We start from the raw sequence: 14,773 nt of genomic DNA, 5'->3' as shown, positions 1-14,773 counted from the left end.
CCCAGCTGTTCAGATTTTCTCGCACATCCCCGCCAACACCCTCACCCACTCCGGGTGATCATTCAGGCACGGCACCAGCACCAGCTCCTTGCCGCCCGCCTCGACAAACTGCTCGCTGCCACGCATGCCGATCTCTTCCAGCGTCTCGATGCAATCGGCGACGAACGCCGGGCACATCACCAACAGCTTCTTCACCCCAGCCTTGGCCAACTCGTCCAGGCGCGTCTCGGTGTAGGGTTCGATCCACTTGTCACGCCCCAACCGCGACTGGAACGACACCGACCACTTGCCATCGGGGATGCCCATCTTCGCCGCAAAGGCCTTGGCCGTGGCCAGGCACTGCCCGCGATAACACACGGCACGTACCTCGGCACTGGCATCGCGACAGCAGTCGGCTGCGCGCAGATCATGCTTGCCGGTCGGGTACAGCTTTTTCAGGTGCCGCTCCGGCAAGCCGTGGAAACTCAGCAACAGATGGTCGAAATCCTGCTCGAGGTAAGGACGGGCACTGGCAACCAGCGCATCGATGTACTCTGGATGCTCATAGAAAGGCTGCAGCACGCGCAGCTGCAACGGCAACTGGCGCTCGGTCAGCGTCTGCCTTGCCTGTTCCACCACCGTGGTCACCGTACTGTCGGCGAACTGTGGATAAAGCGGTGCCAGGGTCACCTTGCGCACACCTTGCGCCGCCAACCGTGCCAGCACTTCGGGCAGCGCCGGCTCACCGTAGCGCATGGCAATTTCCACCGGACCGTGCGGCCAGTGCTCGACCATCGCCGCCTGCAGGCGCCGGGTCAAAACTACCAGCGGCGAGCCTTCATCCCACCAGATCGAGGCATAGGCGTGCGCCGACTGCTCCGGGCGCTTGATCAGGATCAGCGACACCAGCAAGCGCCGTACTGGCCAGGGTAGGTCGACCACGTAAGGGTCCATGAGGAACTGGTTGAGGTAGCGGCGCACATCGGCCACCGAGGTAGAGGCCGGGGAACCCAGGTTGACCAGCAGCAGAGCGTGATCGGTCATGCAGCGTCCTATGTCAGAGGCGGCTGGACAGGTTGCCCAGGGCCGATTGCAGATCGTTGAAACGGAAGGTGAAGCCCGCCGCCAGCAAGCGCACCGGGCGCGCCCGCTGGCCACCAAGCAGCAAGGTCGACAGCTCGCCGAGGCCCGCCTTGAGCAGCAGGCCGGGCATCGGCATGAACGCCGGCCGATGCAGCGCACGCCCCAGCGCCTTGGCGAAATCGCGGTTACGTACCGGTTCTGGCGCGCAGGCATTATAAGGACCGCTGGCATCCTTGTACTGCAAGAGAAAATCTATCAGGGCGATCTGATCGTCGATATGTACCCACGGCATCCACTGCCTGCCATCACCCAACGGCCCGCCCAGCCCCAACTTGAACGGCAGGCGCAGGCGCGACAAAAAGCCGCCGTCGCTGGCCAGCACCAACCCGGTACGTACCAGCACCACGCGCATGCCAAGGTGCTGCGCACGCTGGGCGGTTTCTTCCCAGGCGATGCACAACTGGCTGGCGAAATCTTCGCGAACCGGCGGCGAGGCTTCGGTAAGTTCACGCTCGCCGCCATCGCCGTACCAGCCCACGGCGGAACCGGAAATCAGCACCTCGGGGCGCTGCTCACGGCTGCCCAGCCAGGCCAGCAGTTGTTCGGTAAGGGTAATGCGACTGGCCCATAGCAAGTTGCGTCGCGAAGCCGACCAAGGCCGATCGGCGATCGGCGCACCGGCCAGATTGACCACCGCATCCACCGGCTCATCAGCGCCCAGATCCTCCAGCCGGCCAATGCCACGCACCTCGCTGCCACACAATCGAGGCACTTGTTCAGGGCGCCGGCTCCACACGGTAAGCCGATGGCCCTTGCCTAGCCAGTATTGGCAAAGGTGCTGGCCGATCAAGCCGGTACCACCCGTCAGCAATATATGCATGGCTGTGTCCTCGCAGCGTGCGGCCATGGTCTATTTTTAAGAACAAGGCACTTTTCCAGACCAATCGCTCTCGGATAACCATAGGCCACATGCCTATGAAGCGGAATAACCTTATACAAAGATTGTGCATTGTACAGGTTTACCTGACAGCGTAGTCTGCCTACAGCAAGGTTCGAAGAGGCCATCATGACAGTACCTATTGCCATCATCGGTGCCGGTATCGCCGGCTTGTCCGCCGCCCAGGCCCTGCAAAAAGCCGGGCAGTCCGTCCACGTGTTCGACAAAGGCCACGGCACTGGCGGGCGCATGGCCAGCAAGCGCAGCGAAGCTGGCGCACTCGACCTTGGCGCACAGTACTTCACGGCCCGCGATCGGCGCTTCGTCGAGCAGGTGCAGCAATGGGTCGCCGCCGGCTGGGCCGAGCAGTGGAAGCCGCAGCTGTACAACTACCGCAACGGCGAACTCACCCCCTCCCCCGACGAACAGACGCGCTGGGTCGGCGTGCCGCGCATGAGTGCCATCACCCGTGGCCTGCTCAAGGACGTCACGGTCAACTTCGGCTGCCGTATCGCCGAGGTGTTCCGCGGCAAGCAATACTGGCACCTGCAGGACACCGAAGGTTGCAGCCATGGCCCGTTCAGCCGCGTGGTAATCGCTGTGCCCGCCCCCCAGGCCACTCCGCTGCTGGCGGCCACGCCCAAGCTCGCCGCCGTGGCGGCCGGTGTGCAGATGGAACCGACCTGGGCTGTTGCCCTGGCCTTCCAGACTGCGCTGGATACACCGATGCAAGGCTGCTTCGTGCAGGACAGCGCGCTCGACTGGCTGGCCCGCAACCGCAGCAAACCCGGCCGTGAGGAACACCTCGACACCTGGGTACTGCACGCCACCGCCGACTGGAGCAAGCAGCACATCGACCTGGCCAAGGAAGAAGTGATCGAACAACTGTGGGGGGAATTCGCCGAACTGGTCGGCTGCGTGGTGCCAGCGCCGAGCTTCGCCCTGGCCCACCGCTGGCTGTACGCGCGGCCGGCCGGCAATCACGAATGGGGCGCGCTGGCCGATGCCGATCAGGGCTTGTATGCCTGCGGCGACTGGTGCCTGTCTGGCCGCGTCGAAGGCGCCTGGCTCAGCGGCCAGGAAGCCGCGAGACGGTTGCTGGAACATCTCGAATAACATCACGCGGCAAAGCTATACAAAAAATACTAGTTGCATAAGTTTCTGGCTGTGCTGGAATGAACTTGTACGCGCTTGCGTCCATGTACAAGTTTTCCGGAGACAGCCATGCACGAACCTGCCCCCGCACATAAGCCCCGTATCGCCATCAGCGCCTGCCTGACCGGTCGTCAGGTGCGCTACAACGGCGGGCACAAGGCTTCTGATCTGTGCCTTGAGCAATTGCAAGCGCACTTCGAATGGCTGCCGGTATGCCCTGAGGTCGCCATCGGCCTGGGCGTGCCACGCGAGCCGATCCGCCTGGTAGGTGACCCATCAAGCCCCGCTGTGGTCGGTACGCGCAACCCAGGCGCCGACCTGAGCGGCCCGCTGCGCAACTACGCCGAACAGATGGCCAATGAGCTCGATGACATCTGTGGCTACATCTTCATGCAGAAATCCCCCTCCTGTGGCCTGGAACGGGTCAAGGTCTACCAGGACAACGGTTACCCTGCGCCGCAAGGTGGCAGGGGGGCCTATGCCGCGGCCTTCTGCGCCCGTCGCCCCGACCTGCCGGTGGAGGAGGAAGGCCGCCTGCACGACCCGGTACTGCGGGAAAACTTCATCAGCCGTGTCTATGCCTACGCCGACTGGCAGCAAGTGCTGACGCAAGGATTGAGCCGTGGCGCCCTGGTACGCTTCCATTCACGCTACAAGTACCTGCTGATGGCGAACAACCCCCAGGCCTATCGCCAGCTTGGCCGCCTGCTGGGCAGCATGAGCCGTGAAGATGACCCCGCGCAGGTGGGCCCCCGCTACTTCAGCCAGCTGATGCAGGCCCTGCGCCGTTGCGCCAGCCGTGGCACACACTGCAACGTCCTGCAGCACCTGAGCGGCTACTTCAAGGACTCGCTGACACAACAGGACAAGGCCGAACTGCAGCACATCATCGGGCAGTACCAACAAGGCGTGGTGCCGCTGGTGGTGCCGCTGACCTTGCTCAAGCATTACCTGCGCAAGCATCCGGATCCTTACCTGCAGCAACAGACCTACCTGCAGCCGCACCCTGACAGCCTTGGCCTGCGCAATGCCGTCTGACACGCTCCTGCCGATCGGCGAACTGGCCCGGCGCACTGGGGTGAATCCCGTCACCTTGCGCGCCTGGGAGCGCCGCTATGGCCTGCTCAAGCCGCAACGTACCGCCAAGGGGCACCGCTTGTATGGGCAAGAGCAACTCGAGCGGGTGCAGGCGATTCTCGCCTGGCTTGAGCGCGGCGCATCCGTCGGCCAGGTTCGCGAACTGCTCGACCAGCCGCTGGAGCGGGCACCGATGGGTGACTGGCAACCGCGCCAGCAGCAGCTGATCGAAGCCATCGCCAATCTTTCCCAACGTGCCCTCGACCAGCAACTGAACCAGGTCATGGCCTTGTACCCCGCCGTGACGCTGTGCGAACAGCTGCTGTTGCCCTTGCTGGAGTCCCTGGCCGTACGCTGGCGCAGTCACTTCAATGCACGCCTTGAACAGGTGTTTTTCCACACCTGGCTGCGCAGCAAGCTAGGGGCACGGGTGTATCACGACAATCAATCGCTACAAGGGCCAGCCGTGCTGCTCTGCGAAGACAGCGAGCGCCCGTTCGACCCAAGCCTGTGGCTGTGCGCCTGGTTACTGAGCAGCAACGGCATCCCGGTAGAAGTTTTCGAGCAACCGGTGGCCAGCGCGCAGTTGCAACGTGCGGTGGTCACCCTGCAGCCGCGGGCAGTGCTCATGCACCTTGGCCCGCGTATCGATGCCAACGCCTTGCTGCGCACCCTGCAGGGCATCGCCGGGACCAAGCTGCTGGGCGGCGCCACCCTCGCCCTGCACCAGGCTCAGCTGCACGCTTTCGACCTGCCCGACCTTTTCCTGTTCGATACCCCGCAGGCGGCATTGCGTGTGCTGCTAGGCAATGTCCGCCGGCCTGTAGAGACGAGTGCCCCATGCAACTGATCTGGCTGCGCAGCGACCTGCGCATCGATGACAATTCCGCCCTCAGCGTCGCCTGCGAACGCGGCCCGACCGTGGCCGTGTGGCTAGCCAGCCCCGGCCAATGGCAGGCCCACGACGATGCCGCCTGCAAGGTCGACTTCTGGCTGCGCAACCTGCGCCAGCTGCGCCAGTCCCTGGACCAGCTGAACATCCCGCTGCTGGTGCGCAAGATCGACACCTGGGACCAAGCCCCGGCCACCCTGCTCGAAATCTGCCGCCAGCACAATATCGCGGCGGTGCACTGGAACGATGAATACGGCATCAATGAAGAGCGGCGCGATGCAGCCACGCGCCAGCTGCTGGAGGCTTCCGGCATCCGTGCCCACAGCTACCTCGACCAGCTGTTCTTCCGCCCGGGCACCATCCTGACGCGCAGCGGCGACTACTTCCAGGTCTTCACCCAGTTCAAGAAGGCCTGCCTGGAGCACCTGCACCGCAGCCTGCCAACCTTGGCCCGACGCGTAAAAGAACAGGCCCCGCTGGCGATCAGCAGCGATCCGATCCCACAGCACATCGACGGCTTCGAAAAGCCTGCTCGCGCACTCAGCGATCACTGGCCCGCCGGTGAAGCCGAAGCGCAGGCGCGGCTCAGCCGCTTTCTCGATGAAACGGTCGAAGACTACCAACGCTTGCGCGACCTCCCGGCCAAACCAGGCACCAGCCAGCTGTCTGCCTATCTGGCCGCAGGCGTGATCTCGCCCCGCCAATGCCTGCATGCTGCCCTCGCCAGCAACCACGGTGAGTTCGACAGTGGCAGCAGCGGGATTCAGACGTGGATCAACGAGCTGCTCTGGCGCGAGTTCTACAAACACATCCTGACGGGTTATCCACAGGTCTCCCGGCATCGGGCCTTCCGCGCCCAGACCGAAGCCCTGCCCTGGCGCGATGCGCCGGACGACTTCAAGGCCTGGCAGGAGGGGCGTACCGGCTTCCCGATCATCGACGCGGCCATGCGCCAACTGCTGCACACCGGCTGGATGCACAACCGCCTGCGCATGATCGTTGCCATGTTCCTCAGCAAGAACCTGCTGATCGACTGGCGCCTGGGCGAACGCCATTTCATGCGCCACCTGATAGACGGCGATCTGGCCGCGAACAATGGTGGCTGGCAGTGGAGTGCCTCGACCGGCACCGACGCAGTGCCCTATTTCCGTATCTTCAACCCGGTTTCCCAGTCGCAGCGTTTCGACCCCGAGGGTCGCTTCATCCGCCACTGGATACCGGAGTTGCGGGGGCTGGATGAAAAAGCCATCCACCAGCCCGTGAAGTCTGCAGACCTTTTTGCTAATAATTCCTATCACAGTCCGATTGTCGATCTCGGCAGCAGTCGCCAGCGTGCACTGGAGGCCTTCAAGGGCCTACCACGCCGGCAGGATCAGAGGGCAGTATCTTGAATAACTCGCGTAGTTTCTGGGTTACGGGGGCCAGCAACGGACTGGGTCTGGCCCTGGTGGAGCGCTTGCTCGAACAAGGGCACCGGGTTGGCGCAAGTGGCAAAAGCAGCGAGGCGCTGGAGGCACTGGCCGTGCGCCATGGCAGCCGGCTGTTGAAACTGCCATGGCAATTGCATCAAGAAGGTCAGGCCGCCAGCGCGGCAGAACAGCTATGCCATGCCTGGTGCTCGCTGGACGTATTGATCATCAACGCCGGGACTAGCGACTACCTGGCTGATGCCGTAGCGGACAGCGAATTGTTCGAGGCCATCGTCAATGACAACCAACTGGCTGGCGAGTATTGCCTGACCCATGCGCAGCCCTTGTTGGCCCAGGGGCATCAGCCCCAGGTCATGGCGATTTTCAACCGCTATTCGGCCTTGCAGCTTTATTCGCCGACCCAAGTGTAGGCGGGTTGGAACAATGTGCCGCAGTGGTTACGTGAACAACGTCAGGCGCTGAACGACCAGGGGATCGACCTGACAGTGGTGGCTCCACAGTCGTTGAAGTCACCGGTCACTTCCGTGCAAGCCGTCCCGGATGCCTGGACGCCGCAGAGTGCAGCGGATGAACTGCTGTCCCGCTTGGTGTTGCGCGAACCAGAGCTGGTGCTGGAGGTGCTGGATATCAGCAGCCTGTGGCCACTGTCCCGCTAATCCTTGTAATTTGCGGTCCGGCCTCTTCGCGGGTGAATCCACTCCCACAAGGACCGCACCTGTATTCCAGGCAATGCAGTTCGTGTGGGAGCGGCTTTAGCCGCGAAGAGGCCGGTAGAGGAATTATCAGAGGGCCATGCGGTAATGCAAACTGTAGCTCTCGACACCATCGTTAGGGGTCTGCAGCCCTGCATTGGAATAGTGGATCGCCCTCACCCCGACCTCATGCCCACCGGCAAAACGCAGGCCGAAACCAATTCGGTCTTCAAACTGGAAAGCCGAGCCCAGCTTGTTGCTCTCGAGCTCGGTATTGGCAAAGGCTGCCACGCCAATCCCAGCTTCGATATAAGGCTTCACCGAATTACCGGCGAACTCATAGACGAACACAGGTGCGAACGAAAGGCTGTGGTTGCTAGACGTCTCGTCACCTTCCCAATAGGTGTAGGCCCCATCCCAATAGCCTGTCAGCCGACCGACGCTGGTCTGCCACCAGCTCGCATCCCAGTTCGACTGCAGGCCCAACCGGTACACCATGGTCGAGTCACCCGTCTGCCCCACCGAGAACGATACATCGGCCGCTTGCGCTGCCACCACATGCCCCAGGGTAACTGCGGCAGCCGCCGCCAAGCCGAGCAGTTTCTTCATGAGAAACATCCTTCTTTCCATACTGTTATTAGTGTCCGCCTGCCATCAGGCAATGCGGTAGAAATCGGCAGTAGTACGATAGTTCAGCTTCTTTTCACGTTTTTCTTACAACGCAAAGCTTTGCACACTATCGGATCTATGCCACAGCACGGGCAGGATTTGCGTCAAGGACAGCGGGTCGCCGCTGCTCCAGAAACGAGCCCCACGCGTCGGCCCGTCGGCCAGCAGGTCACGCGCAGCCAGCAGGCGTTGCAGTTGACGTGCCACGGCGGCACCGGTATCGATGATGGCCACATCGGCAGGCACCATCTCGGCCAACAGCGGGCGCAGGAAGGGATAATGGGTGCAGCCGAGGATCAGCGTGTCGCAGCCAGCGGCCAGCAGCGGCTGCACGTAACCCAGCAGTAACTGGCGCAGCTGCGGGCTGGCAAGGTCTCCGGTTTCGATCCGTTCGACCAGCCCCGGGCAGGGCTGGGTGACCACTTGCACGTCATTGGCGAAGCGGTCGAGCAAGGCGGCAAACTTGGCGCTCTGCAAGGTGCCGGTGGTGGCCAGCACGCCGACCACCCCCGAACGTGTGGCGGCAGCGGCGGGCTTGACTGCCGGCTCCATGCCTACCAACGGCCAGTCGGGGTACAACTCGCGCAGATCGGCGACCGCAGCCACGGTCGCGGTGTTGCAGGCCAGGACCATTGCCTTGGCACCTTGGGCCTGGAAGAACTCGGCGATACGCCGACAGCGCTGGCGGATGTAGTCCGGGGATTTCTCGCCATAGGGCACATGACCACAATCGGCCACGTAAAGCAGCGACTCATTGGGCAGCAGGCGCTGGATCTCGGCGAGCACCGACAAGCCGCCGACCCCCGAGTCCATCACGCCGACCGGCGCCGAGCGCTCAGCCATCGCGCTTGCCGCACACGGCACAGGCCGGGTCACGCTTGACCCGCAGCTCACGCAGGCGCGTACCGAGGGCATCGATCAACAGCAGGCGGCCTATCAGCGGTTCGCCGAAGCCCGCCAGCAGCTTCATCGCTTCCAGCGCCTGCAGGCTACCGACCAGCCCCACCAGCGGGCCGATCACGCCAGCTTCGCTGCAGGTCAGCTCGTCTTCGCTACCGTGGCCGTAGAGGCAGTGGTAGCAAGGGCTGTAGTCACGCCGCGGGTCGAACACCGACAACTGGCCTTCCAGGCGAATCGCCGCGCCGCTCACCAGCGGTTTGCCGGCAGCGAAGCAGGCCGCATTGACCGCCTCGCGCGTGCCGAAATTGTCAGAGCAGTCCAGCACCAGGTCGACCGCTGCCACCGCCGCGGCCAGGGAGTCTTCGTCCAGTGCCTGGCGGTGGGCGACCAGGGCGACCTCGGGGTTGATAGCCTGCAGCCGCTGGAGCGCCGAATCGACCTTGCTCATGCCGACGCTGTCGCTGTCATGGATGACTTGGCGCTGCAGGTTGGTCAGGTCGACGGTGTCGAAGTCGGCCAGGTGCAGCTCACCTACGCCCGCGGCCGCCAGGTACAGCGCCACCGGCGAGCCGAGGCCGCCGAGGCCGACGATCAATGCCTTGCTGTGCTTGAGCCGCAACTGGCCGTCGATGTCCACCTGGGCCAGCAGGATCTGCCGGCTGTAACGCAACAGTTCCTGATCGGTCAGCATGCCAGGCGCCCCAGTGAAATACGTTCATGGCCGCCCAGGTCCTTGCGGCTGGCCACCTCGGTGAAGCCTTGGGCACTGAGCAGGGCACGCACGTCGGCGGCCTGATCGTAACCGTGTTCGAGCAGCAACCAGCCACCTGGCAACAGATGCGCCGGCGCCTGGGCGACGATCAGCCGCAGGTCATCAAGGCCATCGATACCGGCCACCAGTGCACTGCTGGGCTCGAAACGCACGTCGCCTTCGACCAGGTGCGGGTCTTCGGCGCGGATGTACGGCGGGTTGCTGAGAATCAGATCGAAGCGCTGCCCGGCCAGGCTGCCGAACCAATGGCTGGTGAGCACCTGGACGTTGCCCAGGCCCAGGCGCTGGCGATTGCGTTCGGCCAGGGCCACGGCTTGTTCGACGCGGTCCACGGCCGTCACCTGCCAGGTCGGGCGATCGCTGGCCAGGGCCAGGGCGATGGCGCCAGTGCCGGTGCCCAGGTCGAGCACCTTGGCGGGCGATGCGGGCTGCAGCTCCAGGGCCGTTTCGACCAGCAGCTCGGTATCCGGGCGCGGGATCAGCGTATGCGGCGCCACTTCCAGGTCGAGCTTCCAGAAGCCCTGCTGCCCCAGGATGTAGGCCACCGGCTCGCCGGCGCGGCGGCGCTGCAGGTAGCCGGCGTAGGTCTCGGCATCTTCGCTGCTGACAATCCGCTCGGGCCAGGTGTGCAGGAAGCTGCGCGACTTGCCGATGGCGGCAGCCAGCAGCAGCTCGGCGTCCAGGCGCTCGCTGGGCGAATCGGGTAACTGCGCGTTGCGCAGAAGGCTGGCAATGATGGTCATCAGTCCCCCAGGGCCGCCAGTTGGTCGGCCTGGTACTCGGCCAGCAACGGTTCGATCACGGCCTCCACGCCACCGGCGAGGATGTCGTCGAGGGAGTACAGGGTCAGGTTGATGCGGTGATCGGTTACCCGCCCCTGTGGATAATTGTAGGTACGAATGCGTTCGGAGCGGTCACCGGAACCGACCAGCAGCTTGCGCTCGCTGGCGATGGCGTTCTGCGCGGCGCTGGTCTGCATGTCGTTGAGCTTGGCCGACAGCCAGGACATGGCACGGGCGCGGTTCTTGTGCTGCGAACGCTCTTCCTGGCACTCGACCACGATGCCGGTGGGCAAGTGGGTAATGCGGATCGCCGAATCGGTCTTGTTCACGTGCTGACCGCCGGCGCCCGAAGCGCGGTAGGTGTCGACACGCAGGTCGGCCGGGTTGATCTCGATTGCCGCTTGCTCGTCGGGCTCGGGCAGCACGGCCACGGTGCAGGCCGAGGTGTGGATACGGCCCTGGGATTCGGTTTCCGGCACACGCTGAACACGGTGCGCGCCGGACTCGAACTTGAGCTTGCCATACACGTTTTCGCCTTCGACACGGGCAATGATCTCTTTGTAGCCGCCGTGCTCGCCTTCGTTCTCGGACAGGATCTCCAGGCGCCAGCCGCGCTTCTCGGCGTAGCGCGAGTACATGCGGAACAGGTCGCCGGAGAAGATCGCCGCCTCATCGCCACCGGTGCCGGCACGGATCTCAAGGAACACGTTGCGGCCATCGTTGGGGTCCTTGGGCAGCAGCATGCGCTGCAGGTTGGACTCCAGGTCGACCAGTTGCTCCTTGGCCTCGCGCACTTCCTCCACGGCCATCTCGCGCAGGTCGGGGTCGGCATCCTTGAGCAGCGCCTGGGCACCCTCGAGGTCGTCCTGCACCTTGCGCCACTCTTTATAGGCGGCGTAGACCGGCTCGACTTCGGCATATTCGCGGGAATAGGCGCGGAAGCGGGTCTGGTCGGATATGACTTCGGCGTCACCAAGCAGCGCGGTGAGTTCCTCGAAGCGGTCCTGGAGAATCTCCAGTTTGTTCAGCAGCGACGCTTTCATTGCGGGGATTTGTCCGTCGAGCCCTCGTTGAGGGCAAAGAGTTCCTGGGCCATGGCCAGCGCATCGAGGCGGCCCTCGGCCGAGAGCTTTTTCAACTGCACGCTGGGCGCATGCAGGAGTTTGTTGGTCAGGCCCCGGGCCAGTTGCGCCAATACATCCTCGGGGTTGCCGCCATTGGCCAGCAGGCGCTGGGCCTTTTGCAGTTCTTCGTCGCGCAGGCGCTCGCTTTGCTGGCGGTAGGCGCGCAGCACATCGACAGCGGCCAGCTCGCGCAAACGCAGCATGAAGTCTTCGGCGCCCACCGAAACCAGCTCCTCGGCGGCCTGGGCTGCGCCCTGGCGGCTCTTGAGGTTTTCCGCGACCACTTCGTGCAGGTCATCGACGGTGTACAGGTAGACGTCGTCGAGTTCTCCCACTTGCGGCTCGATGTCGCGCGGCACGGCAATATCGACCATGAAGATCGGCTTGTGCCGGCGCTGCTTCAGCGCGCTTTCCACCGCGCCCTTGCCCAGGATCGGCAACTGGCTGGCGGTGGAACTGATGACGATATCGCTGTTGGCCAGCTCCTGCGGGATGTCGGCCAGCAGCACGGCATGGGCACCGAACTGCTCGGCGAGCATGCTGGCCCGCTCCAGGGTGCGGTTGGCCACGACGATACGGCGCACACCTTGCTCATGCAGGTGGCGGGCGACCAGGGTGATGGTTTCCCCTGCACCGATCAGCAAGGCCTGGCTGCGGCCCAGGTCGCTGAAGATCTGCTTGGCCAGGCTGACCGCGGCGAATGCCACGGAAACCGGGTTTTCGCCGATCGCGGTGTCGGTGCGCACCTGCTTGGCGGCGCTGAAGGTTGCCTGGAACAGGCGCCCGAGCAGTGGGCCGATGGTGCCGGCCTCACGCGCCACCGCATAGGCGGACTTCATCTGGCCGAGGATCTGCGGTTCGCCGAGCACCAGTGAGTCGAGCCCGGAGGCCACCCGCATCATGTGCTTCACCGCAGCGTGTTCTTCGTGGACGTAGGCGCTGGCGCGCAACTCATCCAGGCTCAGCCGGTGATAGTCGGCCAGCCATTGCAGAACGGCGTCGGCGGACAGGTGATCCTGCTCTATATAAAGCTCGCTACGGTTGCAGGTCGACAGGATCGCCGCCTCACGGCTGGCGGTCAGTCGGCAGAGCTGCTGCAGGGCGTCGACCAGCTGCTCTGGGGTAAACGCCACGCGCTCGCGTACGTCTACCGAGGCAGTCTTATGGTTGATACCGAGTGCAAGAAAGGCCATGCAAGGTCGCTGGTTGTGACGGGAAGCCGATAATTGTCCTCTTTCGCAGGTTTTTGGACAACCACCGTTCGCTATTGTCGTGATAGCCCGGGCCGACCCGACCCCGCGGAGCCCCCTGCGCACGGCTGAGGCACGCAAGAAACCTGTGGGAGCGGGCTTGCCCCGCGAAGAGGCCATTGCAGGTCAAGCCAGTTTCCTTTGAGCCCCCTCCCGCACCAGGCTCCCCGCAACGAGCCATTGCACAGCTGGCGGGGAATATTTCCTACAAAAACACTTTTCAATGAAATCTTTCGACATATATACAGCGAAGTTATCCACAATCTTGTAGTCCGTTTCCCAAATAGATGTCCCTCTATTGCGTTCCCCAATATCGCTACCTAGCCTTGCCAATCACTGACCGGGCCAAGTTCCCCGCCAGTCATTCATTCCCAGAATTGATTGCCAAGGAGAGGTAAGCATGGCATTTGACGCATATATACAAATCGACGAAATCCCAGGTGAAGCCCTGGATGAAAAATACAACAAATGGATTGAAGTTACCGGCTACGACTTTGGCGTCAGCCAAAGCACCTCGGCCACTGCAAGCTCCGCCGGCGGTGCCACCTCGGGCCGCACCGCCGTCAGCAACTTCAGATTCACCAAACTTCTCGACAGTGCCAGCTGCAAGTTGATGGAAGCCAGTTGTTCAGGCCTGCACCTCAAAGAAGTGAAACTCGCACTGTGTCGCGCAGGCGGCGACAAGCTCAAGTATTACGAGGTCATTCTCGAAGAAGTGATCATTGCCGACTACACACAGAGTGCTGCCGATGGCGTGCCGATCGAGGTAGTGCAACTCGATTACGGCCGAATCAAGACCACCTATACCCAGCAGAAACGCATCGACGGCTCTGGCGGCGGAAACATCGCTGGCGGGTGGGACCGAATCGGCAACAAGAAATACGCCTAAGGAGGATGCCATGACCGAAGCCCGCGCGTTCATCAACCCCAAAATGCAGAACTACCACACACTCAAGGCAGGCCTTGCGCTTAGCGGGCATTCGGCCAGCAAGTTCGACGTTCTGAATGCACACATCTACAACAATGTGGTCAGGAGCGGCGAATTGGTTATTGTCGGCGACTGGTCGACGCCTTCGTGTACCAGCCAGGAGGCTTATCTGATGGCGAAGGCTGCCCAGACACATATGGGGCTGATGCGCAGCGGGCAAGGTGCTGATGAGTTTTTCCTGGATAATTTCGAGCTACTCAAAAGTCTGCTTACCCATGCTGCCACAGGCGCAGGCGTGGTCAGCGATGGCTGGAGCAGGCACCTGAAGGCTATTCAGGACACATTGCTGGAAATTGAAAAGCTGTATCAGGAACATATGAGTTCAGGCACGCTCAAGGCTCGCGATCAGTTTTATGCCAAGCGTGCAGCGCTGTTCGCCAGGCTGGATGAGCAGTTGGGCAAAATGGCAGCGTTTGGTGCCAGCTTGCGAAATAAGGGGTCGATCAAAAGAATCCTTGGGATTTCCACGAAAAGCTATTTGCACGCTAGTGAGATCGCAGGGTATGCCGACAAGGTCGCAGGAGTCGGCAAGGCCGCCAACCTGATCAAGAAAGGCGCCTATATAGGCATTGCGTTGGAGGTCGCGGGCACAAGCCTATCAATCAAAAAAGCATGCACTGAAGGGAGAGACGAAGAATGCAAAAGAGCTACCATCATTGAGAGTGGTGCACTTGCAGGTAGCGTGGGAGGAGGCCTAATTGGCGCAATCGGTGGCAATTTGATTGGCATGGCAGCCTGCAGCGTGGTTTTGGGAATAGCTTCGGGCGGGCCTGGAGCGATTGCATGCGGAGTAGGGGGCGGAGCCTTGGGAGGAATGGTCGGCGGAGAGCTCGGAAGTGAAGGAGGAGAATATCTGGGCGAAATTTTGTATGAGCGAGTGATAAAGTGACCACGATTCAACTTGCTTTGGGAGCGGCCTATGGCATCCTATTTACTGCGATTTTCACCTCACTACCTATAACTTTCTATTTATCACATCGCGACACCGATCATATTGAATCCCTGCTACCAAACTGTAAAATCATCAGCGACAACAGAAAGCT

14 protein-coding genes and 1 pseudogene are annotated in these 14,773 nt (G+C 62.5%); 7 read left to right on the top strand and 8 right to left on the bottom strand.

What is annotated here, in order from left to right:
• Positions 1-9: 9 nt before the first annotated feature.
• Complete coding sequence (hemH, locus tag ACIPZ5_RS07020; RefSeq protein ID WP_400807493.1) at positions 10-1,023, bottom strand: ferrochelatase; 1,014 nt, start codon at positions 1,021-1,023, stop codon at positions 10-12.
• A 13-nt stretch (positions 1,024-1,036) separates the two neighbouring features.
• Entirely contained in the window at positions 1,037-1,942 is a 906-nt protein-coding gene (locus ACIPZ5_RS07015; protein ID WP_400807490.1) for a TIGR01777 family oxidoreductase, read from the bottom strand.
• Between the two features lie 186 nt (positions 1,943-2,128).
• On the opposite strand from ACIPZ5_RS07015, the gene ACIPZ5_RS07010 reads away from it, so the two are divergent.
• The 5 genes and pseudogenes from ACIPZ5_RS07010 (at position 2,129) to ACIPZ5_RS06990 (ending at position 7,209) form a co-directional block, all read left to right on the top strand.
• Positions 2,129-3,115 (top strand): NAD(P)/FAD-dependent oxidoreductase, encoded by a 987-nt coding sequence (locus tag ACIPZ5_RS07010; protein WP_261942671.1) that lies wholly within the window; start codon positions 2,129-2,131, stop codon positions 3,113-3,115.
• A gap of 108 nt (positions 3,116-3,223) precedes the next feature.
• Positions 3,224-4,192, top strand: a complete 969-nt coding sequence (locus ACIPZ5_RS07005; RefSeq protein ID WP_400807488.1) for a YbgA family protein — start codon at positions 3,224-3,226, stop codon at positions 4,190-4,192.
• A complete protein-coding gene (locus tag ACIPZ5_RS07000) occupies positions 4,182-5,081 on the top strand; it encodes a MerR family transcriptional regulator (RefSeq protein WP_400807486.1) in 900 nt (299 codons plus the stop codon). Before ACIPZ5_RS07005 ends, ACIPZ5_RS07000 begins: the two co-directional genes overlap by 11 nt.
• On the top strand, positions 5,072-6,514 hold the full coding sequence (gene phrB / locus ACIPZ5_RS06995; protein ID WP_400807483.1) for a deoxyribodipyrimidine photo-lyase: 1,443 nt from the start codon (positions 5,072-5,074) through the stop codon (positions 6,512-6,514). The genes ACIPZ5_RS07000 and phrB overlap by 10 nt, the downstream gene beginning before the upstream one ends.
• Positions 6,511-7,209 (top strand): annotated as a pseudogene (locus ACIPZ5_RS06990) (SDR family oxidoreductase). Before phrB ends, ACIPZ5_RS06990 begins: the two are co-directional and overlap by 4 nt.
• Positions 7,210-7,335: 126 nt before the next feature.
• Here the strand turns inward: ACIPZ5_RS06990 and ACIPZ5_RS06985 are convergent.
• From ACIPZ5_RS06985 to hemA, 6 genes are all read right to left on the bottom strand, one after another.
• Complete coding sequence (locus tag ACIPZ5_RS06985) at positions 7,336-7,854, bottom strand: acyloxyacyl hydrolase (RefSeq protein WP_261942666.1); 519 nt, start codon at positions 7,852-7,854, stop codon at positions 7,336-7,338.
• A 105-nt stretch (positions 7,855-7,959) separates the two neighbouring features.
• Positions 7,960-8,757 carry a glutamate racemase gene (murI, locus tag ACIPZ5_RS06980; RefSeq protein WP_261942665.1) on the bottom strand — a complete coding sequence of 266 codons (798 nt, stop codon included), beginning with the start codon at positions 8,755-8,757 and terminating at the stop codon, positions 7,960-7,962.
• On the bottom strand, positions 8,750-9,505 hold the full coding sequence (locus ACIPZ5_RS06975; RefSeq protein ID WP_261942664.1) for a molybdopterin-synthase adenylyltransferase MoeB: 756 nt from the start codon (positions 9,503-9,505) through the stop codon (positions 8,750-8,752). Before ACIPZ5_RS06975 ends, murI begins: the two co-directional genes overlap by 8 nt.
• Complete coding sequence (gene prmC / locus ACIPZ5_RS06970; protein ID WP_400807480.1) at positions 9,499-10,329, bottom strand: peptide chain release factor N(5)-glutamine methyltransferase; 831 nt, start codon at positions 10,327-10,329, stop codon at positions 9,499-9,501. The genes ACIPZ5_RS06975 and prmC overlap by 7 nt, the downstream gene beginning before the upstream one ends.
• Positions 10,329-11,411, bottom strand: a complete 1,083-nt coding sequence (gene prfA, locus ACIPZ5_RS06965; protein ID WP_261942662.1) for a peptide chain release factor 1 — start codon at positions 11,409-11,411, stop codon at positions 10,329-10,331. The genes prmC and prfA overlap by 1 nt, the downstream gene beginning before the upstream one ends.
• The gene (gene hemA / locus ACIPZ5_RS06960) at positions 11,408-12,685 is read right to left on the bottom strand and encodes a glutamyl-tRNA reductase (protein ID WP_313711439.1); all 1,278 of its coding nucleotides are present in this window, start codon (positions 12,683-12,685) and stop codon (positions 11,408-11,410) included. Before hemA ends, prfA begins: the two co-directional genes overlap by 4 nt.
• 457 nt (positions 12,686-13,142) lie before the next feature.
• Between hemA and ACIPZ5_RS06955 the strand changes: the two genes are divergently transcribed.
• Together ACIPZ5_RS06955 and ACIPZ5_RS06950 are read left to right on the top strand one after the other, a co-directional pair.
• Positions 13,143-13,631, top strand: coding sequence for a type VI secretion system tube protein Hcp (locus ACIPZ5_RS06955; RefSeq protein ID WP_261942660.1), 489 nt, complete (start codon positions 13,143-13,145; stop codon positions 13,629-13,631).
• Between the two features lie 10 nt (positions 13,632-13,641).
• The gene (locus ACIPZ5_RS06950) at positions 13,642-14,619 is read left to right on the top strand and encodes a hypothetical protein (protein WP_343595684.1); all 978 of its coding nucleotides are present in this window, start codon (positions 13,642-13,644) and stop codon (positions 14,617-14,619) included.
• Positions 14,620-14,773 lie beyond the last annotated feature (154 nt).

The sequence above is a fragment of the Pseudomonas sp. NPDC089428 genome (assembly GCF_044749325.1).
Classification (GTDB): Bacteria; Pseudomonadota; Gammaproteobacteria; order Pseudomonadales; family Pseudomonadaceae; genus Aquipseudomonas.
Note: the sequence above shows the minus strand (reverse complement) of the source record. Positions and strands in the feature narration are given on the sequence as shown.

Coding starts and splice junctions, on each gene's coding strand:
- hemH (WP_400807493.1), bottom strand. CDS start 1,023: ATGACCGATCACGCTCTGCTGCTGGTCAACCTGGGTTCCCCGGCCTCT.
- ACIPZ5_RS07015 (WP_400807490.1), bottom strand. CDS start 1,942: ATGCATATATTGCTGACGGGTGGTACCGGCTTGATCGGCCAGCACCTT.
- ACIPZ5_RS07010 (WP_261942671.1), top strand. CDS start 2,129: ATGACAGTACCTATTGCCATCATCGGTGCCGGTATCGCCGGCTTGTCC.
- ACIPZ5_RS07005 (WP_400807488.1), top strand. CDS start 3,224: ATGCACGAACCTGCCCCCGCACATAAGCCCCGTATCGCCATCAGCGCC.
- ACIPZ5_RS07000 (WP_400807486.1), top strand. CDS start 4,182: ATGCCGTCTGACACGCTCCTGCCGATCGGCGAACTGGCCCGGCGCACT.
- phrB (WP_400807483.1), top strand. CDS start 5,072: ATGCAACTGATCTGGCTGCGCAGCGACCTGCGCATCGATGACAATTCC.
- ACIPZ5_RS06985 (WP_261942666.1), bottom strand. CDS start 7,854: ATGAAGAAACTGCTCGGCTTGGCGGCGGCTGCCGCAGTTACCCTGGGG.
- murI (WP_261942665.1), bottom strand. CDS start 8,757: ATGGCTGAGCGCTCGGCGCCGGTCGGCGTGATGGACTCGGGGGTCGGC.
- ACIPZ5_RS06975 (WP_261942664.1), bottom strand. CDS start 9,505: ATGCTGACCGATCAGGAACTGTTGCGTTACAGCCGGCAGATCCTGCTG.
- prmC (WP_400807480.1), bottom strand. CDS start 10,329: ATGACCATCATTGCCAGCCTTCTGCGCAACGCGCAGTTACCCGATTCG.
- prfA (WP_261942662.1), bottom strand. CDS start 11,411: ATGAAAGCGTCGCTGCTGAACAAACTGGAGATTCTCCAGGACCGCTTC.
- hemA (WP_313711439.1), bottom strand. CDS start 12,685: ATGGCCTTTCTTGCACTCGGTATCAACCATAAGACTGCCTCGGTAGAC.
- ACIPZ5_RS06955 (WP_261942660.1), top strand. CDS start 13,143: ATGGCATTTGACGCATATATACAAATCGACGAAATCCCAGGTGAAGCC.
- ACIPZ5_RS06950 (WP_343595684.1), top strand. CDS start 13,642: ATGACCGAAGCCCGCGCGTTCATCAACCCCAAAATGCAGAACTACCAC.